The sequence below is a fragment of the Streptomyces sp. SID14478 genome (assembly GCF_010548525.1).
Taxonomy (GTDB): domain Bacteria; phylum Actinomycetota; class Actinomycetes; order Streptomycetales; family Streptomycetaceae; genus Streptomyces.
On record NZ_JAAGMG010000042.1, the window covers coordinates 1 to 20,930 of the forward strand.

17 protein-coding genes and 2 pseudogenes are annotated in these 20,930 nt (G+C 71.9%); 12 read left to right on the forward strand and 7 right to left on the reverse strand.

The window, feature by feature from the left end; translation table 11 throughout:
- Positions 1-252, reverse strand: a pseudogene (locus G3I40_RS01600) (hypothetical protein); the annotation flags it as partial.
- Between the two features lie 226 nt (positions 253-478).
- Here G3I40_RS01600 and G3I40_RS01605 point away from each other — a divergent pair.
- From G3I40_RS01605 to G3I40_RS01620, 4 genes are all read left to right on the forward strand, one after another.
- Positions 479-1,423, forward strand: coding sequence for an SCO0930 family lipoprotein (locus G3I40_RS01605; RefSeq protein ID WP_164300335.1), 945 nt, complete (start codon positions 479-481; stop codon positions 1,421-1,423).
- Positions 1,424-1,719: 296 nt separating this feature from the next.
- Complete coding sequence (locus G3I40_RS01610) at positions 1,720-2,535, forward strand: SAM-dependent methyltransferase (RefSeq protein WP_164300336.1); 816 nt, start codon at positions 1,720-1,722, stop codon at positions 2,533-2,535.
- Positions 2,532-4,679 carry an EAL domain-containing protein gene (locus G3I40_RS01615; protein ID WP_164300337.1) on the forward strand — a complete coding sequence of 716 codons (2,148 nt, stop codon included), beginning with the start codon at positions 2,532-2,534 and terminating at the stop codon, positions 4,677-4,679. Before G3I40_RS01610 ends, G3I40_RS01615 begins: the two co-directional genes overlap by 4 nt.
- Positions 4,676-5,389: a VOC family protein gene (locus tag G3I40_RS01620; protein WP_164300338.1), complete on the forward strand. Its 714-nt coding sequence runs from the start codon at positions 4,676-4,678 to the stop codon at positions 5,387-5,389. The genes G3I40_RS01615 and G3I40_RS01620 overlap by 4 nt, the downstream gene beginning before the upstream one ends.
- A gap of 213 nt (positions 5,390-5,602) precedes the next feature.
- Here the strand turns inward: G3I40_RS01620 and G3I40_RS01625 are convergent, their stop codons facing one another.
- On the reverse strand, positions 5,603-6,493 hold the full coding sequence (locus G3I40_RS01625; RefSeq protein WP_164300339.1) for a LysR substrate-binding domain-containing protein: 891 nt from the start codon (positions 6,491-6,493) through the stop codon (positions 5,603-5,605).
- Between the two features lie 131 nt (positions 6,494-6,624).
- Between G3I40_RS01625 and G3I40_RS01630 the strand changes: the two genes are divergently transcribed.
- The 6 genes from G3I40_RS01630 (at position 6,625) to G3I40_RS01655 (ending at position 13,731) form a co-directional block, all read left to right on the forward strand.
- Positions 6,625-7,296, forward strand: coding sequence for a succinate dehydrogenase (locus G3I40_RS01630; RefSeq protein WP_164300350.1), 672 nt, complete (start codon positions 6,625-6,627; stop codon positions 7,294-7,296).
- A 6-nt stretch (positions 7,297-7,302) separates the two neighbouring features.
- Positions 7,303-9,252, forward strand: a complete 1,950-nt coding sequence (locus G3I40_RS01635; protein WP_164300340.1) for a fumarate reductase/succinate dehydrogenase flavoprotein subunit — start codon at positions 7,303-7,305, stop codon at positions 9,250-9,252.
- Entirely contained in the window at positions 9,249-9,998 is a 750-nt protein-coding gene (locus G3I40_RS01640; RefSeq protein ID WP_164300341.1) for a succinate dehydrogenase/fumarate reductase iron-sulfur subunit, read from the forward strand. The genes G3I40_RS01635 and G3I40_RS01640 overlap by 4 nt, the downstream gene beginning before the upstream one ends.
- Before the next feature lie 119 nt (positions 9,999-10,117).
- On the forward strand, positions 10,118-10,837 hold the full coding sequence (locus tag G3I40_RS01645) for a hypothetical protein (RefSeq protein ID WP_239091459.1): 720 nt from the start codon (positions 10,118-10,120) through the stop codon (positions 10,835-10,837).
- Positions 10,834-12,147, forward strand: a complete 1,314-nt coding sequence (locus G3I40_RS01650) for a nucleotidyl transferase AbiEii/AbiGii toxin family protein (RefSeq protein ID WP_164300342.1) — start codon at positions 10,834-10,836, stop codon at positions 12,145-12,147. The genes G3I40_RS01645 and G3I40_RS01650 overlap by 4 nt, the downstream gene beginning before the upstream one ends.
- Before the next feature lie 63 nt (positions 12,148-12,210).
- Entirely contained in the window at positions 12,211-13,731 is a 1,521-nt protein-coding gene (locus G3I40_RS01655; RefSeq protein WP_164300343.1) for an acyl-CoA synthetase, read from the forward strand.
- Here the strand turns inward: G3I40_RS01655 and G3I40_RS01660 are convergent.
- Both G3I40_RS01660 and G3I40_RS01665 read right to left on the reverse strand, forming a co-directional pair.
- On the reverse strand, positions 13,708-16,092 hold the full coding sequence (locus G3I40_RS01660) for an excinuclease ABC subunit UvrA (protein ID WP_164300344.1): 2,385 nt from the start codon (positions 16,090-16,092) through the stop codon (positions 13,708-13,710). The two genes, G3I40_RS01655 and G3I40_RS01660, sit on opposite strands and share 24 nt — an antisense overlap.
- A 69-nt stretch (positions 16,093-16,161) precedes the next feature.
- Positions 16,162-17,175, reverse strand: a complete 1,014-nt coding sequence (locus G3I40_RS01665; protein ID WP_164300345.1) for an LLM class flavin-dependent oxidoreductase — start codon at positions 17,173-17,175, stop codon at positions 16,162-16,164.
- A 77-nt stretch (positions 17,176-17,252) separates the two neighbouring features.
- Here G3I40_RS01665 and G3I40_RS01670 point away from each other — a divergent pair, with 77 nt between their 5' ends.
- Positions 17,253-17,741: a hypothetical protein gene (locus G3I40_RS01670; RefSeq protein ID WP_164300346.1), complete on the forward strand. Its 489-nt coding sequence runs from the start codon at positions 17,253-17,255 to the stop codon at positions 17,739-17,741.
- 39 nt (positions 17,742-17,780) lie between these two features.
- On the opposite strand, the gene G3I40_RS01675 is transcribed toward G3I40_RS01670, so the two are convergent.
- Positions 17,781-18,002, reverse strand: a complete 222-nt coding sequence (locus tag G3I40_RS01675) for a dodecin (protein WP_164300347.1) — start codon at positions 18,000-18,002, stop codon at positions 17,781-17,783.
- 178 nt (positions 18,003-18,180) lie between these two features.
- Here G3I40_RS01675 and G3I40_RS01680 point away from each other — a divergent pair, with 178 nt between their 5' ends.
- A complete protein-coding gene (locus G3I40_RS01680; RefSeq protein ID WP_164300348.1) occupies positions 18,181-19,473 on the forward strand; it encodes an extracellular solute-binding protein in 1,293 nt (430 codons plus the stop codon).
- A gap of 22 nt (positions 19,474-19,495) precedes the next feature.
- On the opposite strand, the gene egtD is transcribed toward G3I40_RS01680, so the two are convergent.
- Complete coding sequence (egtD, locus tag G3I40_RS01685; RefSeq protein WP_164300349.1) at positions 19,496-20,473, reverse strand: L-histidine N(alpha)-methyltransferase; 978 nt, start codon at positions 20,471-20,473, stop codon at positions 19,496-19,498.
- A pseudogene (locus G3I40_RS01690) lies at positions 20,470-20,930 on the reverse strand (class II glutamine amidotransferase); the annotation flags it as partial. The gene egtD and the pseudogene G3I40_RS01690, both read right to left, overlap by 4 nt.

The following is a 20,930-nucleotide window of genomic DNA, read 5'->3' on the forward strand; positions in this document are numbered from 1 at the left end:
GGGCGGGGGCGGTTTGGGAGCGGGTTTCTTCGGCGGGGGCGTGCGCGGTCCCGCGCTGCAGATGACGCCGTCCCCGGACACGGCCACGGCGCCGCCGCCGCCCGTGCGGCCGTCGATCGAGGCGTACGCGCAGTTGTCGGCCGGCGCGAAGGGCGCCGCCGCGGCGAAGGGCGCGCCGCAGAGCCAGGCGGTCGTGAGCACGGCCAGGACTCGTGTGACCAGGACGGACCTGGCCCGTGTGGTTCGGGGCACGACCGAGATCATGAGCAGTGCGCCGGTGCGGCACGCCGTGGTCGCACCGGAATGCCCCGAAGGTGGGGAACGGAAGCACTCGGGGTTTGCGACCCGCCCCGTACCTCTGCCAGGTGAAAAATTCTTCGGCCGCATTGAACGCATCCGCCACCCGCGCCCGTACCTAGGGCCATGTGCGGACCCGACCGGGATCGCGCAACACCCCAGTATTCAGCGGGAGTTGACGATGAAGACCTCCTGGCGGAGCGCCTCGCTCGTAGCGACAGGTGCGGCCTTGCTGGCGCTGACGACGGCGTGCGGCCAGGAAAACGGCGGTGCGTCCTCGAACGGCCAGAACGTGGGCAACGCCGCCCCGGCGCAAGGCGGTTACGGAGCCGATGACGGATACGGCTCGTCCGGGAGCGACACGGGGAACGCCGCCAAGGCCGAGCCCGCCGGACAGCTCGCCGTATGGGACAGCAAGAAGCTCGGCAAGGTCGTGACGGACAACGCCGGGTTCACGCTCTACCGCTTCGACAAGGACACCGCGCAGCCGCCCAGGTCGAACTGCGACGCCGCCTGCCTGAAGGCCTGGCCGGCCGTCCCCGCGAGTGGCGCGAAGGCGCCCCCCGGCATCGACGCCTCCCTGGTCGGTGAGGTGACGACGGCCGACGGCACCAAGCAACTGACCATCGACGGCTGGCCTATGTACCGCTACGCCATGGACACCGCCCCCGGTGACGCCAAGGGGCAGGGCGTGGGCGGCACCTGGTTCGCCGCGGCCCCCGACGGGAAGAAGGCCGCCCCGGCCGCCGCGCGCCCCGCCGACCTCAAGGGACTGTCCACGCGCAAGGACCCGAAGCTCGGTGAGGTCGTCGTCGACAAGAACGGCATGACGGTCTACCGGTTCCTGAAGGACTCGGCCTGGCCCATCAAGTCGAACTGTGTCGGTGCGTGCGCCGAGAAGTGGCCCGCCCTCGCGCCGGTCGCCAAGAACGACACCCGCAACATTCCGCTCAAGGGGTACATGACCTTCACCAGGCCCGACGGCACCAAGCAGCAGACGCTCAACTGCTGGCCGGTCTACACGTTCTCCGGCGACAAGGAGCCGGGCGACACCAACGGGCAGGGCGTGGGCGGGACTTGGTATGCGGCCGCGCCCGACGGGAAGCCGGTGGGCGCACCCAAGTAACAACCGCGGAGGGGCCGATGCGTCCGGCGAGCGCCGCACAGTAGAGTCGTCGCAGGATTGGGAGAATGGCCGGTCCGTTCCCGGCGTGGCCGAGCACCGGCCCGCATCGGGAACGGACCGGTTCTTTTCGGTGGGGAAAGACATGGTTTCGGGACGGTTTCGGATCGTGCCTCACTGGCACGTGCCGGAGGCAGTGACCGAGAACGGACGGTCAATTTCCGTTTTGGCTCGCTCCTTTGGCAGCTGATCAGTAGCCTCTGCTCGAACACCGGCTCGCCTACGCCTTGGAGAGAGTGATGGAGCGTCCTGCCTGGGCCCCGCAGGGCATCGACATCTCGGTGCCCAGTGTGTCCCGGATCTACGACTATTACCTGGGCGGTTCGCACAACTTCGAGGTCGACCGGGAGGCCGCGCGCAAGGCCATGGAGTTCCTGCCGGGCCTGCCCAAGATCATGCAGGCGAACCGGGCGTTCATGCGGCGGGCCGTGCGGTACGCGGTCGACGAGGGGCTGACCCAGTTCCTCGACATCGGCTCCGGCATCCCGACGTTCGGCAACGTCCACGAGGTGGCGCAGCAGGCCAGTCCCGGCGCCCGGGTGGCCTACGTCGACCACGACCCGGTCGCCGTCGCGCACAGCCGGGCCGTCCTCGACGGCAACCCGGACACCACCGTCGTCGCGGCCGACCTGCGCAAGCCGCAGGACATCCTGCGCAGCCCCGAGATCGGTGAACTCCTGGACCTGGAACGGCCGGTGGCGCTGCTCCTCGTCGCCGTGCTCCACTTCATCGAGGACGTCGACGACCCCTACGGGGCCGTCGCCGAACTCAGCGAGGCGCTCGCGCCCGGCAGCCTCCTGGTCGTGACGCACGCCTCGTTCGAGGGCGTGCCCGTCCCGACCGGCCAGGCCGGCGGCGCGGTCGACGTCTACCGGAACGAAGTCCGCAATCCGCTGATCATGCGGAGCCGCGAGCAGATCACGCGGTTCTTCCAGGGGTTCGAGGTGGTCGAGCCGGGCATCGTGCCGATGCCGGTGTGGCGGCCGCAGGACCCGACCGAGGACGAGGACCCGTTCACCTTCGCGGGCTATGTGGGAGTGGGGCGCAAGGCGTGAGCGATGAGCCGGGCGGACCGGAGGACAGACTGCGCAGGTTCGCCACGATCTGGAGCCGGGCGATCTACCCGGTGACGGCGACGTCCCTGACCCGGCCCGAGTTCGAGGAGGAACTCGTGCCGCTCGCCCGCAGGCTGCGCGAAGCGCTGGCCACGCGGACCCTGGACGCCGCGCTCGGGCAGGCCGTCGGCGCCGCCCTGGTCGACGCCCACTGCACCGATCCCGAGGCGCTCAGCCGCTCCCTCGGCGTCGTCGACGCGTATCTCGTCCTGTACTGCGGTGAGGAGGCGGACACCCCGGAGCGCGAGGACGATCTGCGGGCCCGCTGCGCCCGCATCCAGCACACCGTCGCCGCCGGCTTCGCGGCCGCGCTGCGCGAGCGCACCCTCGTCGAGCAGGAGGCCATCTCGAAGGCGGCCCTGGACGCGCGCAGCGCCGTCGCCGAGGCGCTGCACGCGAGCGAGGCCCGGTTCCGTGCGGTGTTCCACGGCGCCGCGATCGGCATCGGCATCGCCTCCCTGGACGGCACCGTCCTGGAGGTCAACGACGCGCTGGTGCGGATGTTCGGCGGGGGCGAGGGCCTGCTGCGCGGACGCAACGTCGCCGACTGGACGCACCCCGACGACGCCCCGCAGGTGTGGCACCTCTACAAGGAGCTGGTGCGCGGCGACCGCGAGCACTACCGCGTGGAGAAGGCGTTCTACCGGCCCGACGGCACCGCGCTGTGGACCAACCTGACGGTGTCGCTGCTGCGCGACAAGGACGGCGTGCCGCAGTACCAGCTGGCGCTCATGGAGGACACCACCGAGCGCCGTCTGCTCAACCTCCGGCTGCGCTACGAGGCCACCCACGACGCCCTCACCGGGCTCCCCAACCGCACGCTCTTCTTCGAGCGTCTGGAGAAGGTGCTCGGCGCGGGCGAGGGCATGCGGTTCGGGCTGTGCTACCTCGACCTCGACGGCTTCAAGACCGTCAACGACAGCCTCGGCCACGCGGTGGGCGACCGGCTGCTCGTCGAGGTCGCCGACCGGCTCCAGGCCTGCGCCACCGCCCGCGGCGAGATGGTCGCGCGCCTGGGCGGCGACGAGTTCGTGGCGCTGACCACCGGCAGGGACACCGAGGCCGAGGTCGACGACCTCGCGGGCCGCATCATGCACGCCCTTGCCACCCCGATCCGCATCGACGGACGCGAGCTCACGGTGCGCGGCTCGGTCGGCATCGTCGAGGGCCCGGTCGGCGACCGCAGCCCCGCCGAGGTGCTGCGCAGCGCCGACATCACGATGTACCGCGCCAAGTCCGCGGGCGGCAACCGCTACGAGCTGGCCGACCCAGAGGCCGACGCCCGCGCCATCACCCGGCACGGCCTGACGACGGCGCTGCCGGCCGCCCTGGACCGCGGCGAGTTCTTCATCGAGTACCAGCCGCTCGTCCACCTCGGCGACGGCAGCGTGCGCGGCGCCGAGGCCCTGGTGCGCTGGCTGCACCCGCAGCACGGTGTCCTCGGCCCCGACCGCTTCATCCCCCTCGCCGAACACACCGGGCTCATCGTGCCGCTGGGCAGATGGGTCCTGGAGGAATCGGTTCGCCAGGCGAAGGTCTGGCAGGACCGCTACGAGGACGCCGGGCCGCTGCGCATCAACGTGAACCTGTCCCCGATGCAGCTCGCCCATCCGGGCCTGGTCTCCGACACGGTCGACATCCTGGAGCGCGTCGGCCTCCCGCCGGGGGCGCTGTGCCTGGAGGTCACGGAGTCGGCGCTGATCGGTGCCGACGACGACCTGCTCAAACCGCTGCGGCGGCTGTCCGAGATGGGCGTCGACATAGCGCTCGACGACTTCGGTACGGGCTACTCGAACCTGGCGAACCTGCGTCGGCTGCCGGTGAACGTCCTGAAGCTGGACCGGTCCTTCACCCAGGGCATGCAGCAGTTCCCGGCGGATCCGGTCGACCTGAAGATCGTCGAGGGCATCGTCTCGCTGGCCCACAGCCTGAACCTGTCGGTCACGGTCGAGGGCGTCGAGACGGGCGCGCAGGCCGAGCAGCTGCGCGAGCTCGGCTGCGACACGGCTCAGGGCTGGTACTACGCCCGCCCCGGCCCGCCGGACCGGCTGCACGAGCTGGCTCTCGCGGACGCGACGGGATGAGCGTGTCCCCCGTGCGCTGGGCGTACGCCTTCATCGACCGGCCCTACGAAGCGTTCGGTGCGGCGTGCGACTTCTGGGCGCGGGCGACCGCATGCGAGCTTTCCGAACTCAGGGGCGGCAAGGGCGAGTTCGTCACGCTGCTTCCGTCAGGTGCGGACCCGTGCCTGAAGGTGCAGGGGGTCGCCGAGGGGGCGGGCGGCGCGCACGTCGATCTGGCGGTGGAGGACGTGCCGGGTCAGGCGCGGCGGGCCCGCGCCCTGGGGGCGACCGGCGTCTTCGCCGAGCCGGGCCTGGAGGTCCTGCGCTCCCCGGCCGGACACCCGTTCTGCTTCGTCGCGTGGCAGGGGGAGGCCGCGGTGCCGGCCGCGACGGAGCCGCTGAACCGGCTCGACCAGGTGTGCCTGGACACCGCGCCGGGGGCGCACGACGCGGAGGTCGCGTTCTGGGCGGAGCTCACCGGGTGGCCCGAACTCCCTTGTTCCGGCGCCGAGTTCCGCAGGCTGGAAGCCTCCCCGGTACGGCTGCTCTTCCAGCGCCTCGACGAGGACGCGCCGGCGTCGGCGCACGTGGACCTGGCCTGCGGGGAGCGATCCGCGGTGCGGGCGTGGCACGAGTCGCTCGGGGCGCGGTTCGTGCGGGACGGGCGCAGTTGGTCGGTGATGCGGGATCCCGCCGGGGGTTTGTACTGTCTGACGGACCGGACGCCGTAGGGGCCGGGTGATGTGTGGTGTGCCGGGTGCACGCCGGTGGGGGCTGGTCGCGCAGTTCCCCGCGCCCCTGGAGGCCTGCGACTGCGCCGCGCCTCCTTACAGGGTCTTTCTGGCTGAACTCGCACACGAAGTGTGCAGTTCAGGGGCGCGGGGAACTGCGCGAGCAACCACGACGCACCCGCACCCGGCACACCGCCCCGCACCCCCGAACTGTCACCCGTCCCGCCCCACCAGCATCCGCTGGAGCTCGCGCGCGGCGCGAGGGGGCGCCACGTCCGAGCGGTGGGCCAGGGCGATGGTGCGTTGGAGGCCGGGGCGGGCCAGGGGAGTGACGCGGAGGTCGGCGCCGGCCCGCGTCGCGACCATGCGCGGCACCACCGCGAGGCCGAGCCCCGCCCGTACGAAGCCGAGGACCGCGTCCATCTCCCCGCCCTCCACCGCGAAGTCCGGGTCGAACCCCTCCGCCCGGCATGCGGCGACGGTCAGCTCCCGCAGGTCGTAGCCGTGCCGGAACATGACGAGCCGCTCGCCCTCCAGATCGCCGATGCGGACGGACCTGGCGCCGCGGCCCGGTCGCGGGGCGTCCGGTGACGACACCACCACCAGCTCCTCGCGCAGCAGCTCCACGGTGGTCAGCGCGGGGGCCGGGGCCGGTAGCGGCAGCACGACCAGGGCCAGGTCCAGGGCGCCGCGCGCGAGTTCGCGTACGAGGTCGTGGGAGCCGCCCTCCTCGATGAGCAGCTGGATGCCGGGGTAGCGGTCGTGGAAGGCGCGCAGCACGTCGGGGAGGAGCCCCGTGCACAGCGAGGGCGTCGCGCCGAGGCGCACCCGGCCGCGCTTGAGCTGCGCCAGCTCCTGCACCTCGTGGCGTGCCGTGTCCGCGTCGGCGAGGATGCGCCGGGCCAGCGGCAACAGCGCCTCGCCCGCGTCGGTGAGCGTGATGTTGCCGCGGGCCCGCTGGAAGAGCTCCACCCCGAGCTCCCGCTCCAGCGCCCGGATCTGCTGGGACAGCGAGGGCTGTGCGACGTGCACCTGCTCGGCGGCGCGGGTGAAGTGCCGGGTCTCCGCGACGGCGACGAAGTACTGGAGCTGCTGGAACTGCATGCGGCCACAATACGGGCTTCCATAGGGAACGCCTATGGAAATGAGCTGGACCATGTCTTGGACCGATCGGGTCCTTCGGCCCTACCGTCGATGACATGGCTCTGGCAACGCGGACGGACCGACGACCGTCCATGGCACGCACGATGTGGGACAGCTCGCTCGGCAAGAAGACCGTGATGGCCGTCAGCGGCATCGTGATGCTGCTGTACCTGGTCGCCCACATGATCGGGAACCTCAAGATCTTCTTCGGTCCGCCGGAGATCAACCACTACGCCCACTGGCTGCGGACCATGGGCGAGCCGGTCCTGCACTACGAGTGGGGCCTGTGGCTCGTGCGCGTCGTGCTCGTCGTCGCCGTGGTGGCGCACGCGACCTCCGCGTACCAGCTCAGCCGCCGCGACCTCAAGGCACGCCCCAGCAAGTACGTGCACAAGAAGCCGGGTTCCAGCTACGCCACGCGCACCATGCGCTGGGGCGGGATCATCCTCGGCCTGTTCATCGTCTGGCACGTCCTCGACCTGACGACCGGCACCGTGCACCCGGGCGGCTACCAGCACCTGCACCCGTACCAGAACATCGTCGACACGTTCTCGACCTGGTACAGCAACGTCATCTACATCGTCGCGATGCTCGCCCTCGGCCTGCACATCCAGCACGGGTTCTGGAGCGCCGCACAGACCCTCGGTGTCGGCAGCCGCACCCGCGACCGCGTCCTGAAGACCGTCGGCAACGTCCTCGCCGTACTGCTCACGCTCGGGTTCATCGCCGTGCCCGTGGGCGTCATGACCGGATTGGTGAGCTGAATCAGCATGACCACGTATGCGCAGTACGCGACCGGCGAGCCGGTCGTCGACACCAAGGCCCCGGCCGGGCCCGTCCACGAGCGCTGGGACACGCGCCGGTTCGAGGCGAAACTGGTCAATCCCGCCAACCGCCGCAAGCACACCGTGATCGTGGTCGGCACCGGGCTCGCGGGCGGCTCGGCCGGCGCGACGCTCGCCGAACAGGGCTACCACGTCGTCCAGTTCTGCTTCCAGGACTCGCCGCGCCGCGCCCACTCGGTGGCCGCGCAGGGCGGCATCAACGCGGCCAAGAACTACCGCAACGACGGCGACTCCGTGCACCGCCTCTTCTACGACACCGTCAAGGGCGGCGACTTCCGCGCCCGCGAGTCCAACGTCCACCGGCTCGCGCAGATCTCCGTCGAGATCATCGACCAGTGCGTCGCCCAGGGCGTGCCGTTCGCCCGCGAGTACGGCGGACTCCTCGACAACCGGTCGTTCGGCGGCGTCCAGGTGTCGCGCACGTTCTACGCCCGCGGCCAGACGGGACAGCAACTGCTGCTCGGTGCCTACCAGGCGCTCAGCCGGCAGGTCGGCGCGGGCAACATCGAGCTGCATCCGCGCACCGAGATGCTCGACCTCGTCGTCGTCGACGGCAAGGCGCGCGGGATCGTCGCCCGCGACCTGATCACCGGGAAGATCGACACGTACTTCGCGGACGCCGTCGTGCTCGCCTCCGGCGGCTACGGCAACGTCTTCTACCTGTCGACGAACGCCATGAACAGCAACGCGACCGCGATCTGGCGGGCCCACCGCCGCGGCGCGCTCTTCGCCAACCCCTGCTTCACGCAGATCCACCCCACGTGCATCCCGCGCACCGGCGACCACCAGTCGAAGCTGACGCTGATGAGCGAGTCGCTGCGCAACGACGGACGCATCTGGGTCCCGAACGCCAAGGGCGACACCCGTGCCGCGCACGAGATCCCCGAGGACGAGCGCGACTACTACCTGGAGCGCATCTACCCCTCGTTCGGCAACCTCGTGCCCCGCGACATCGCCTCCCGCGCCGCGAAGAACGTGTGCGACGAGGGCAGGGGCGTCGGGCCCGGCGGGCAGGGCGTCTACCTGGACTTCGCCGACGCCATCACGCGCATGGGCCGCGACGCGGTGGAGGCCAAGTACGGCAACCTCTTCGACATGTACCAGCGGATCACCGACGAGGATCCGTACCAGGTGCCCATGCGGATCTACCCGGCCGTGCACTACACGATGGGCGGCCTGTGGGTCGACTACGACCTGTCGACCACGGTCCCCGGGCTGTTCGCGATCGGCGAGGCCAACTTCTCCGACCACGGCGCCAACCGGCTGGGTGCCTCCGCCCTGATGCAGGGCCTCGCCGACGGCTACTTCGTCCTGCCGGCCACCATCAACGACTACCTGGCGAAGAACCCGCACCACGACGAGGTGAGCGCCGACCACCCGGCCGTCCAGGAGGTCGTCGCCGAGACGGAGGACCGGCTCAACCTGCTGCTCGCCGTGGACGGCGACCGCACGCCCGACTCCTTCCACCGTGAACTCGGCGAACTGATGTGGGAGTTCTGCGGCATGGCGCGCACGGAAGAGGGCCTGCGCAAGGCGCTCGACCGCATCCCGCAGATCCGTGAGGAGTTCTGGCGCCGCATCAAGGTGCCCGGCACCGGCGAGGAGTTCAACCAGTCGCTGGAGAAGGCGAACCGCATCGTCGACTACATCGAGCTCGCCGAGCTGATGTGCCTCGACGCGCTGCACCGCGCCGAGTCCTGCGGCGGCCACTTCCGCGAGGAGTCGCAGACGCCCGACGGCGAGGCGGCCCGCCGCGACGAGGAGTTCTCCTACGCGGCCGCCTGGGAGTTCACCGGCACCGGCGAGGCGCCCACCCTGCACAAGGAAGACCTGGTCTTCGAGTACGTCCACCCCACTCAGCGGAGCTACGCATGAAGCTCACCCTGCGCGTCTGGCGCCAGAAGAACGCCGACGCCGAAGGCGCCATGTCCACGTACGAGGTGGACGGGATCTCCCAGGACATGTCGTTCCTGGAGATGCTCGACACCCTCAACGAGGAACTCATCGTCGGCGGCGAGGACCCCGTCGCCTTCGACCACGACTGCCGCGAGGGCATCTGCGGCGCGTGCTCGCTCGTCATCAACGGCGACGCGCACGGCCCGGAGCGCACCACCACGTGCCAGCTCCACATGCGCTCCTTCCAAGACGGCGACACGATCGACATCGAGCCGTGGCGCGCCTCGGCCTTCCCGGTCGTCAAGGACCTCGTGGTGGACCGCAGCGCCTTCGACCGGATCATCCAGGCCGGCGGCTACATCACGGCGCCGACCGGCACGGCCCCGGAGGCGCACGCCACCGCGGTCCCCAAACCCGACGCGGACTTCGCCTTCGAGCACGCCGAGTGCATCGGCTGTGGCGCGTGCGTGGCCGCCTGCCCGAACGGCGCGGCCATGCTGTTCACCTCGGCCAAGGTCAACCACCTGAACGTGCTGCCGCAGGGCGCCCCCGAGCGCGAGACCCGCGTCCTGGACATGGTGGCGCAGATGGACGAGGAGGGCTTCGGCGGCTGCACGCTCACCGGCGAGTGCGCGACGGCCTGCCCCAAGGGCATCCCGCTGTTCTCCATCACCGGCATGAACAAGGAGTGGCTGCGCGCGAACCGCAAGGTCGGCCGCGGCTAGGAAGATCCTGACGGACACACGATGCGTCCCGCGAACAGCGCGGGGTGGGCGGGACCGGGAGTGGTGCTCAACCCCCGGTCCCGTCATCGTGCCGCAGGCCCCCCTTGTACGCTGCGCGCATGATCACCGATCGTCAGGGGAGGGCGCGGTCCCACGACGTCGCGGCCCGTTTCGACGGTGCGCTGGAGACCCACGTCACCGTGGCGCACGACGCGGGTGACGACCCGCCGGACCGGCTCGCGCGCTGGGCCGCCGCGCGCGGTCACGGCTTCACCCACATCGCGCTCGCCCGGGGCCGGCACCGTTCGCAGCCCATGGTGACCCTGCGCGGGCGGGCCCGCGCCGACACCTGGATCGCCGGGCCGGTGGCGCGCATGGTCGAGGACCTCGCCCGCGGCGGCTTCGACGCCGTGCGGACCAAGACGGAGACGTCCCCGTGGGCGACCGGTGTGCCGGGGACCGACGAAGAGGCCCGGCGCCTGGCGCCGCACCTGCACTTCGAGCACCACGTGAAAATGCTCCTGGATCCCGGGGCCGACCGCCGGGCCCTGGCCGACCGGGCCGTCGGACACGCCGCCCACCTGTCGTGGAACGCACGCCGGACCCGGCCCGACGGACTCCACGAGCGGTTCGTGACCCAGCGCTGCCACGGCGCGGGACGCACGACCGCCGAGCGGCGCCTCGACGCGCTGCTGACCGCACTTGCCGCGGTCCCCGGGGCGACCGTCCTGGAGATCGAGCGCGAGTACGTCCTGCAGGACACTCATCTCGGGCTGGACGCCGGCTGGATAGCCGCCGGCCCGGAGCCCACCGACCCTTCGAGGACGGACCCGTCATGACAGGTTCCGCACGGCCACCCGAGGACCGCAGCTGGGAGCGCGCCCTGCGCCGGGGCGAAAGCCTCCCGCACACCACGCCCGCCGAGGAAGTGCGGTGGGGTCTGCGGCTGCCCCGCACCCTGCTGCCCGCGCCGGAAGGGCTCACCCAGCCGCCCGTGTTCGACCCGGCGCTGCTCCAGTTCCCCTACGCCTTCCGCGCGGGCGACCCCCGCTTCGCCGACGCCGAGGAGGCGCGCACCTGGTTCCTGGCCCGCCGCACCGCCCTCGACCTGGTGTTGTCGGCCATCGCGCACAGCGCCCTGGGCGAGCGCCTCGTGCTGCGCGGCAGCGTGCTGATGGCGACCTGGTGCGCAGACGCGGCACGGGAGCCGGGCGACCTCGACTACGTGGCGCCCGACGCGTGGGAGTGCGAAGGCCCCGAGGCGCGGGAGCTGTTCCCGCACCTGGCCGCCGCCGCGCAGACGACCGCCGATGCGTGGCCGCACGCGCACGTCAGGATCGACGCCGCCCACGCGGTGACCGAGGACATCTGGACGTACGACCGGGTGCCGGGCAGGCGTCTGCTGCTGCCCTGGACCGCACCGGGCACGGCCGGCGGCACCGTTCAGATCGACGTGGTGTTCCACGAACTCCTCGCCGCCCCGGCCGTCCCCACCGCCCTGCACCCGCTCGGCGCCGGACCCGGCGCGCACGTCCGGGCCGTCACCCCCGAACTCTCCCTGGCCTGGAAGGTCATGTGGCTGATCGGTGACATGCACCCCCAGGGCAAGGACCTCTACGACGCCGTGCTGCTCGCCGAGCTCGCCACTCCCTCCTACGACGTACTGCACCGGGCGTTCGCGCTCGCCGGTGACGAACTGCTGCGGCCGGGCGGGCGCTGGTGGCTGGAGGAGATGACGGAGTGCGCAGACGTCGGCTGGGACCACTTCCAGGGCGAGTACCCGCAGGTCGCCGGCACGGTCGAGGAATACGTGGCCCGGCTGTGGGCCGCGCTGGAACCGCTCGCCGAGCGGGCCGAGCGCGAGACGGACGGGGAGGCGTACGACCGGTGGGCGCAGTGGCTCGCCCCGCTCGTCGACCACGTCCGGGCCACCGCACCCGACACGCCCGTGCGGGCTGTCGGGCGCCGGATGTCGGAGTCGGGGCGCTGGGGATTCCTGGCGTCGGCCGTCGTCGTGCGCGAGATAGCGGGGCGGCAGCGGATGACGTGGGAAGAGGCGCGTGCCGCTGTTCTGGTGGGTGACGAGCGCTGGGCACACCTGCGGGATCGGCCGGACCTGTGGCCCCGGCTCCCGGCCGGTCCGGACTGACTCTGTACTGACGGCGCCGACGGCCCCTGACGCATCGTCAAGTGAGCGCGGTAGCGTCGTGCCATGTATCCGGGAGCGTACGAGCGAGCCAGGCCGGCCGTCGTCACGGCCGACGGCAACACCACCCTCACCTATGGCGAGTTGGAGGAGAACTCGCTGCGCCTCGCCGACCACCTGCGCACGGCGGGACTGCGCAGGGGCGACCATCTGGCACTCTTGTCCGACAACGACCCCCGCGTCATGGAGGTCTACTGGGCCGCCCTGCGCTCGGGCCTCTACCTCACCGCCGTCAACCACCACCTGACCGCCGAGGAAGCCGCCTACGTGGTGCGGGACTGCGGGGCGGGCGCGCTGATCGTCGCCGACGCCGCACTCGGTGCACTCGGTGAGCAGGTCGCGCGGTTGGTGCCCGAGATCACGCACCGGCTCGGATTCGACGACGGGACGTACGACGCGGCGCTCGCCGCCGCCTCGGCCGAGCCGCCCGCGGTGCAGCCGCGCGGCGCCGACATGCTCTACTCCTCCGGCACGACCGGACGGCCCAAGGGCATCGAACCCGCCCTGCCCGACGGCGACATCCGCACCGACCCGTCCGCGTACCAGCTCCTCTTCCAGCCCATGTACGGCTTCGACGAGCACACCGTGTACCTGTGCCCGGCGCCGCTCTACCACGCGGCGCCCCTGCGGTTCTGCGGCACGGTCATCGCGACCGGCGGCACCGTCGTCCTGATGAAGTCCTTCGACGCACAAGGGGCGTTGGCGGCGATCGAGCGGCACCGCGTCACGCACAGCCAGTGGGTGCCGACGATGTTCGTGCGCATGCTCAAGCTCCCGGACGCGGTGCGCGAGCGGTACGACACCTCGTCGATGAAGGTCGCCATCCACGCGGCCGCGCCCTGCCCCGTCGAGGTGAAGCGGCGGATGATGAGCTGGTGGGGGCCCGTCCTGCACGAGTACTACGCGGCGACCGAGGCGAACGGGATCACCTTCATCGGGCCCGAGGAATGGCTGCGCAAGCCGGGCTCCGTCGGCCGCGGCGGGTTCCTCGGGGAGCTGCGGGTCTGTGACGAGGAGGGCAAGGTGCTGGCGCCGGGGGAGACCGGCACCGTCTACTTCGCACGCGAAGAAGTGCCGTTCCACTACCACCGCGACGACGTCCGCACCCGCGAGGCCCAGCACCCCGAGCACCCGCACTGGACGACCACGGGCGACATCGGCCACGTCGACGAGGACGGCTACCTCTTCCTCACCGACCGCAAGGCCTTCATGATCATCTCGGGCGGGGTCAACATCTACCCGCAGGAGGTGGAGGACTGCCTGGTGCTGCATCCCCGCGTGGCCGACGTCGCCGTCATCGGCGTCCCCGACGAGGAGATGGGGGAGTCGGTCCGCGCCGTCGTGCAGGCGGCCGAAGGAGCCGTACCCGGACCGGAGTTGGGCCAGGAGCTGATCGCGTACGTACGCGACCGCATGGCGCACTACAAGGTGCCCCGGGAGGTCGGGTTCGTGGACGCGCTGCCCCGCACGCCGACCGGCAAGCTGGCCAAGGGGAAGCTGCGGTCACAGGCCGAGCGCACGGGCTAGGTACGGGGCCGTGCGGCTGCCCGCGGCGGCCGCGACGTCCCGGGGCGGGCCCGAAGCGAGCACGTGCCCGCCCTCGTCCCCGCCGCCCGGGCCCATGTCGACGACCCGGTCGGCGCCGGCGACCACCGTCATGTCGTGCTCGACGACCACCACGGAGTGGCCCGCGTCGACGAGCCCGTGCAGCTGGCGCAGCAGCACCTCCACGTCCGCCGGATGCAGCCCGGTCGTCGGCTCGTCGAGGAGGTACAGGGTGTGGCCGCGGCGCACCCGCTGCAACTCGGTGGCCAGTTTGATGCGTTGGGCCTCGCCGCCGGACAGCTCGGTGGCGGGCTGGCCGAGGCGCAGGTAGCCGAGGCCCACGTCGAGCAGGGTGTGCAGGCTGCGCAGCACGGGCCGCGCCGCGTCGTCGTCCGAGGCCGTGAAGAACGCGGCGGCGCCCTCCACCGTCAGATGCAGGACCTCGGCGATGTTCCGCCCCCGGTAGGTGACCTGGAGCGTCTCGGGGTTGTAGCGGGCGCCCGCGCAGTCCGGGCATGGCGCGTACGTGCTCGGCAGGAAGAGGAGCTCGACGCTGACGAAACCCTCGCCCTGACAGGTCTCGCAGCGCCCGCCCGCGACGTTGAACGAGAACCGGCCGACGCCGTACCCGCGGGCCTTTGCCTCGTCCGTCCCCGCGAAGGCCTTCCGCACGACGTCGAACAGCCCGGTGTACGTCGCCAGGTTGGAGCGCGGGGTGCGGCCGATCGGCTTCTGGTCGACGACCACGAGCCGTCCGACGCCCTCCAGGTCCTGCGTGATCTCGCCGATCAGCGTGGACTTGCCGGACCCGGACACGCCCGTGACGGCCGTGAACGCGCCCAGCGGGATCTCCACCGTCACGTCCCGCAGGTTGTGCCGGGTCACCGGGCCGACCTTCAACCAGCCCTGGGGTTCGCGCACTTCCCGTTCGCTGGGCGGCGCGTCGTCGAAGAGGAAGCGGGCCGTCGCCGACCCCTCGACCCCGCGCAGCCCCGCCACCGGACCGCTGTGCAGCACCTGCCCGCCGTGCTCCCCGGCCAGCGGCCCGACATCGACGAGCCAGTCCGCGTGCCGCATCACCGCCAGATGGTGCTCGACCACGAACACCGAGTTCCCCGCCGCCTTGAGACGGTCGAGGACCGTGAGCAGGGACTCGGTGTCGGCCGGGTGCAGTCCCGCGGAGGGCTCGTCGAGGACGTACACGACACCGAAGAGACCAGACCTCAACTGCGTGGCCAGGCGCAGGCGTTGGAGCTCGCCCGCGGATAGCGTCGGGGTGGGGCGGTCCATGCCGAGATAGCCGAGGCCGAGCTCGGTCACCGTCGCGATGCGGGCCCGCAGGTCCTCGGTGAGGACACGCGCCGTCTCCGAGGTGTCCTCGCCGGCCGCGAGGACCGCGGCCAGCTCCGCCAGGGGAAGCCGCGCCAGCTCGGCGATGGTGCGCCCCGCGAACGTCACCGCGAGGGCCTCGGTCCGCAGCCGCGCGCCGCCGCACACCGGGCAGGGCGCGCTCCGCAGGAACTTCTCCGCCTTCGCCCGCAGGGTCTGGCTCTTGGAGTCCGCGAACGTCTTGAGGACGTAGCGGTTCGCGCTCATGTACGTGCCCTGGTAGGGCCGTTGGATGCGGTCCGCGTCCCGCACCGGGTGCACCGTGACCACCGGCTGCTCGTCCGTGAACAGGATCCAGTCGCGGTCCTCCTGCGCCAACTCCCGCCAGGGCCGGTCCACTTCGAAGCCGAGCGCGTCGAGGACGTCCCGCAGGTTCTTGCCCTGCCAGGCCCCCGGCCAGGCGGCGATCGCCCCCTCGCGGATCGACAGGGACGGATCGGGGACGAGCAGCTCCTCGGTGGTGCGGTGCACCCGGCCCAGGCCGTGGCACTGCGGGCACGCCCCGGCCGTCGTGTTCGGCGAGAACGCGTCCGAGTCGAGCCGTTCGGCGCCCGGCGGATAGGTGCCCGCGCGCGAGAACAGCATCCGCAGCGAGTTCGACAGCGTCGTGACCGTGCCGACGGAGGAGCGGGACGTCGGCGCGGAGCGGCTCTGCTGCAGCGACACCGCCGGCGGCAGTCCACTGATCTCGCCGACCTTCGGGGCGCCGACCTGGTGGATGAGGCGGCGGGCGTAGGGCGCGACCGACTCGAAGTAGCGGCGCTGCGCCTCCGCGTAGATCGTCCCGAACGCGAGCGACGACTTGCCCGACCCCGAGACCCCCGTGAACACCGCGAGGACGTCCCGCGGAACGTCCACGTCCACGCCCTGGAGGTTGTGCTCACGGGCGCCGCGGACCCGGACGAGCCCGTCGGGGCCGGTGGGGCGGGGAGCGGGGGAGGACGGATCGGGCATCGGTGCGGCTCCAGGTCGGACGGCGGTCACGCCCCCGGCCGGGGCGGGAGCGGGGCAAACCCTACGATTCTAGGCCGGGGCCAGACGCGCGACCCGGGCCAGTCTCCGGTACGACTCCAGCAGGCCCTCGCGGTCGTACGTACTGGTCGTGACCAGCACTTCCTGCGCCCCGCTCTCCTTGATCACGGTCTCCAGTTCGTCCGCGACCTGCTGGTCCGTGCCCACGATGTGGCCGCGCAGCCCCGCCTCGTACAGCTCGCGCTCCTTCCCGCTCATCTCCAGGGCCGCGACGCGCTCGGCGGGCGGCAGGGGCGGGAAGGTGCCGTGGGTGCGCGCATGCGCCATCGACCAGGCCTCGGGGACCAGCAGCCGACGGGCCTCCGGCTCGCTGCCGGCCACGGCGACCGTTCCGGAGATCACGACGTACGGCTCCTCGCCCCAGGCCGAGGGCCGGAACTCGGCGCGGTAGCGGTCGATGCCGCGCAGCATCTTCTCCCGGCGCCGGAAGTCGCCGATCACCATGGGCAGGCCCGCGCGGGCGGCGATCGACGCGCCCTCGCCCATGGCCAGCACGAACGGGGGTATCCGCAGGCCCTCGCTGGGGCGGGCGTGCACCTGGGTGGATGACGTGCCCGCGAAGAACGCCAGCAGCTCGTCCAGCTGCCCGGCGAAGTCGGCGGTGTCCGCGGCGTCCTTGTCGCGCCCCAGTGCCCTGCGCACCCCGTCCGTGAAGCCGACGGACCGGCCGAGCCCCATGTCGATGCGCCCGGGGAAGAGGGACTCCAGCACCCCGAACTGCTCGGCCACGACCAGGGGTTGGTGATTGGGCAGCATGACGCCGCCGGTGCCGACCCGGATCGTGCGGGTCGCCGCCGCGACGGCCGCCGCGAGGACGGTCGGCGCCGAGCCCGCGACGCCGGGCACGCCGTGGTGCTCGGAGACCCAGAGCCGGTGGAAGCCGAGCCGCTCCAGGTCCTGGGCGAGCGAGACGGTGTCGCGCAGCGCGTCGGCCCCCGTGTGGCCCTCGCGGGTGCGGGAGCGGTCCAGGACGGAGAAGCGGGTCGTTTCGATCACGGTGGTCACGTACGTGTCAACGTCGTGGCGCCGTCAGGATTCCCGCCGCCGACGCGAGCACCCTGCGCGCCGCATACAGTGCGGTCATGACCCGGGACGTACGGCCGCTGGCCGTTTTCGACCTCGACGGGACGCTTGCCGACACCGCGCACCGCCAGCGGTTCCTGGAGGACGCGCCGCGGGACTGGGACGCCTTCTTCGCGGCCGCGCCGCACGACCCGCCGCTCGCCGAGGGCGTCGCCCTGGCGCGCGTGAGCGCCGAGGAGTGCGAGGTCGTCTACCTGACCGGGCGACCCGAGCGCTGTCGCGCCGACACCGAGGCGTGGCTGATGGCGCAGGGACTGCCCGACGGGCACCTGCACATGCGCCGCAACGACGACCGCAGGCCCGCCCGGCGCACCAAGGTGGACACGCTGCGCCGCCTCGCCCGCGGCCGTACCGTGCGCATGCTCGTCGACGACGACGAGCTGGTCTGCGACGAGGCGGAGCGCGCCGGATTCACCGTCGTGCGGGCCCGCTGGGCACACGCGTCGACGGCGCTGAAGGACGCCCAGGAGCGCGAAGGGCGGACCTGACGCCCTCGGCACCCGCGCGCGCGTGTTCGGCGAGCCGGGTCAGCCCTCGTCCTCGTCCTCCAGGCGGAAGCCGACCTTCAGGCCCACCTGGTAGTGCGCGGGCTGTCCGTCGACGATCTGGCCCCGGACCTGGGTCACCTCGAACCAGTCGAGCTGGCGCAGGGTCTGCGAGGCGCGCGCGATCCCGTTGCGGATCGCCTGGTCGACGCCCTCGTGGGAGGTGCCGACGATCTCGGTGACGCGATAGGTGTGGTTCGACATGGTTCCACCGTGCCCCACGGTGCCCCGGACCGCGAGGGGGCGAAGCGGGCGCATGTTCGACTTACTTTCCGGTATCCCTTGACCACCCGATTGGTACATACCAAAATCCAGCCACACCCGTGGAGCAGCACGCTCCTCCCCCCACGTCGGGCCGATCCTCCCTGTCCGCAGGCAGAAAGTGACCCTCGTGAGATCCCGCCGTGCCGTGCTGTCCCTCTCGTCCCTCGTCGTCGTGACCGGCACGCTGATCAGCGCGTGCGGAGCCCTGCCGGGCGGCGAACAGCAGCGGCGCACCGTCACCGTGTGGCTGATGCGCAACAGCGCCTCGGACGCCTTCCTGAAGAGGTTCACCAAGGACTTCGAGACCGAGCACGCCGACGTACGCCTGGACATCCGCATCCAGGACTGGACCGGCATCGGCGAGAAGGTCACCACCGCGCTCAAGAGCGACAAGGGCGACAGTGCGGCGCCCGACGTGATCGAGGTGGGCAACACCCAGGTCCCGCAGTACCTCGACGAGGGCGGCCTGGTCGACCTGTCCCTGGAGTCCGCGCGCGACCTCGGCATGGACGACTGGCTGCCCGGCCTCGCCGAGCCCGGCGTCGACAAGTCCCGCCAGTTCGGCATCCCTTGGTACGCCGCGAACCGCGTCGTCATCTACAACAAGGACCTCTTCGCGCAGGCCGACATCAAGAGTCCGCCGCGCACGCGCGACGAGTGGCTCGACATGACGCGCCGCCTCGACACCGGTGGCACGCAGGGCATCTACCTCGCAGGACAGGACTGGTACACGCTGTCCGGCTTCGTCTGGGACGAGGGCGGCGAGCTGGCCCACGCGTCCGCGGGCACCTGGACCGGCGCCCTGGACACCCCGGCCGCGCTGCGCGGCATGGAGTTCTACGAGCGCCTGCAGGCCCTGGGCGACGGGCCGAAGAACGCCGACGAGGAACACCCCGCCCAGGCCGACCGGTTCGCGAAGGGTGACATCGCGCAGATCATCTCGGTGCCGGGTGCGGCCCAGCAGATCGTCCGCAAGAACCCGTCGCTGAAGGGGAAGCTGGGCTTCTTCCCGATACCCGGCAAGACGGCCGCCCGGGCGGGCAGCGTCTTCACCGGCGGCTCCGACCTCGTCGTCGCGGGCAACACCGACGACCGGGCGGGCGCGGTCGCCGTCGTGAAGGCCCTCGCCGGCAAGAAGTGGAACACCGAGCTTGCCAGGACCATGAACTACGTGCCCAACAAGTCCACGCTGGCCGACGCGGTGGCCGACGAGCCCGGCGTCGCCGCCATGGCCGTCGGCGCCGCCCACGGCAAGGCGACCCCCGCGTCCCCGCTGTGGGCCACGGTGGAGGCCGCCGACAACCCCATCAAGGCCTACATGTCGCGGGTGCTGTCCGGCGCGGACCCGGCCACCGAGGCGAAGAAGGCCTCCCGCGAGATCACCCGCCGCCTCGACGAGAGCGGCGAGTGACCTCGGCGGATCGGGGCGGTGCCTACGGGGACGGCACGGAGCTCAGCGACAGGGCGAACCTGTCCGCCCCGTCCGTCCACCACTTCGCCAACTCCAGTCCTGCCGCGCGCAGTTCGCTCCGGACCCCGTCCTGACGGAACTTCGCCGAGATCTCCGTGCGCAGTTCCTCGCCCGCCGCGAAGTCGACAGCGAGATCCAGCGCCGGGATCTTCACGCTCTGCGCGGTGGTGGCGCGCAGCCGCATCTCGATCCACTCCCGCTCGGCGTCCCAGCGGGCCACGTGCTCGAACGCCGCGGGATCGAAGTCGGCGCCGAGCTCACGGTTCACCACGGCCAGCACGTTCTTGTCGAACGCCGCGGTGACGCCCGCCGCGTCGTCGTACGCGGCGACCAGCGTCTCCTCGTCCTTGACCAGATCGGTGCCGAGGAGGAAGAAGTCGCCGGGCGACAGCAGCCCCCGGACCGACGTCAGGAACGCCGTCCGCTCCTCGGGCAGCAGATTGCCGATCGTCCCGCCGAGGAACGCCACCAGGCGCGGGCCCGGCGTCGCGGGCAGCGCGAGCGCGCCCGTGAAGTCGGCGACCAGCGCGTGGATGTCGAGCGCCGGATGCGCGTCGAGGAGCGTGCGCGCGGCGCCCCGCAGTGCGCTCTCGCTCACGTCCACGGGGACGTACGTCGTCAACTCGCCGAAGGCGTCCAGGAGATGACGGGTCTTGTCGGAGGAGCCCGAGCCCAGTTCGACCAGGGTCCTGGCGCCCGTCGCCGCCGCGATCTCCCCGGCGCGGGCCACGAGGATCTCCCGCTCGGCGCGCGTCGGGTAGTACTCGGGCAGCGTGGTGATCTCGTCGAAGAGTTCACTGCCCCGCGCGTCGTAGAACCACTTGGGCGGCAGCGTCTTGGGCGAGCGGGTGAGGCCGTGCCGCACGTCGGCACGCAGGGCGGCGCCCGTGGCGTCCTCGGGGAGGGTGCGGGTCAGCTGGAAAGCGGGGGAAGGGCTCACGCGGACGGCTCCTTGAGCGGGGTCAGCAGGACGTCGGTGCGGCTCGCCGCGAGGAGCGTGCGGTCGGGCACCTCGACCCAGTGCGGGTCGTCGTCGTACGGCTCGGAGGCGACGACGGTGCGGCGGCCGGGCTCGGTGCGGTACCACAGGGTGTCGCCCCAGGCGGTCGCGGCGATCGTCTCGCCGTTGGTGAGAAGGAGGTTGAGGCGTGCGCCGGGCGCCGCCTCGGCGACCTCGACGACGGTGTCGGCCAGGGCCTGCGCCTCGTCGTCGCCGGTGTGCAGCCGGTGCAGCACCAGTGCCCACAGGAACGCCGCGTCGCAGCGGGCCTCCAGGGACAGCAGGTCGACCGGCGGCAGCGTGGCCGCGAGGGAGGTCAGCGAGCGCGGCCAGCCGGGCACCGCGCCGTTGTGGCTGAACAGCCACGGCCCGCACGCGTAGGGCGCCGCCGCGGCCT

What these genes read in the sequence shown, in the direction of transcription:
- G3I40_RS01650 (WP_164300342.1), top strand. Translation starts at nt 10,834, where the DNA reads ATGACAGGTTCCGCACGGCCACCCGAGGACCGCAGCTGGGAGCGCGCC.
- G3I40_RS01620 (WP_164300338.1), top strand. Translation starts at nt 4,676, where the DNA reads ATGAGCGTGTCCCCCGTGCGCTGGGCGTACGCCTTCATCGACCGGCCC.
- G3I40_RS01625 (WP_164300339.1), bottom strand. Translation starts at nt 6,493, where the DNA reads ATGCAGTTCCAGCAGCTCCAGTACTTCGTCGCCGTCGCGGAGACCCGG.
- G3I40_RS01605 (WP_164300335.1), top strand. Translation starts at nt 479, where the DNA reads ATGAAGACCTCCTGGCGGAGCGCCTCGCTCGTAGCGACAGGTGCGGCC.
- G3I40_RS01675 (WP_164300347.1), bottom strand. Translation starts at nt 18,002, where the DNA reads ATGTCGAACCACACCTATCGCGTCACCGAGATCGTCGGCACCTCCCAC.
- G3I40_RS01655 (WP_164300343.1), top strand. Translation starts at nt 12,211, where the DNA reads ATGTATCCGGGAGCGTACGAGCGAGCCAGGCCGGCCGTCGTCACGGCC.
- G3I40_RS01635 (WP_164300340.1), top strand. Translation starts at nt 7,303, where the DNA reads ATGACCACGTATGCGCAGTACGCGACCGGCGAGCCGGTCGTCGACACC.
- G3I40_RS01640 (WP_164300341.1), top strand. Translation starts at nt 9,249, where the DNA reads ATGAAGCTCACCCTGCGCGTCTGGCGCCAGAAGAACGCCGACGCCGAA.
- G3I40_RS01670 (WP_164300346.1), top strand. Translation starts at nt 17,253, where the DNA reads ATGACCCGGGACGTACGGCCGCTGGCCGTTTTCGACCTCGACGGGACG.
- G3I40_RS01660 (WP_164300344.1), bottom strand. Translation starts at nt 16,092, where the DNA reads ATGCCCGATCCGTCCTCCCCCGCTCCCCGCCCCACCGGCCCCGACGGG.
- G3I40_RS01645 (WP_239091459.1), top strand. Translation starts at nt 10,118, where the DNA reads ATGATCACCGATCGTCAGGGGAGGGCGCGGTCCCACGACGTCGCGGCC.
- G3I40_RS01610 (WP_164300336.1), top strand. Translation starts at nt 1,720, where the DNA reads ATGGAGCGTCCTGCCTGGGCCCCGCAGGGCATCGACATCTCGGTGCCC.
- G3I40_RS01630 (WP_164300350.1), top strand. Translation starts at nt 6,625, where the DNA reads ATGGCACGCACGATGTGGGACAGCTCGCTCGGCAAGAAGACCGTGATG.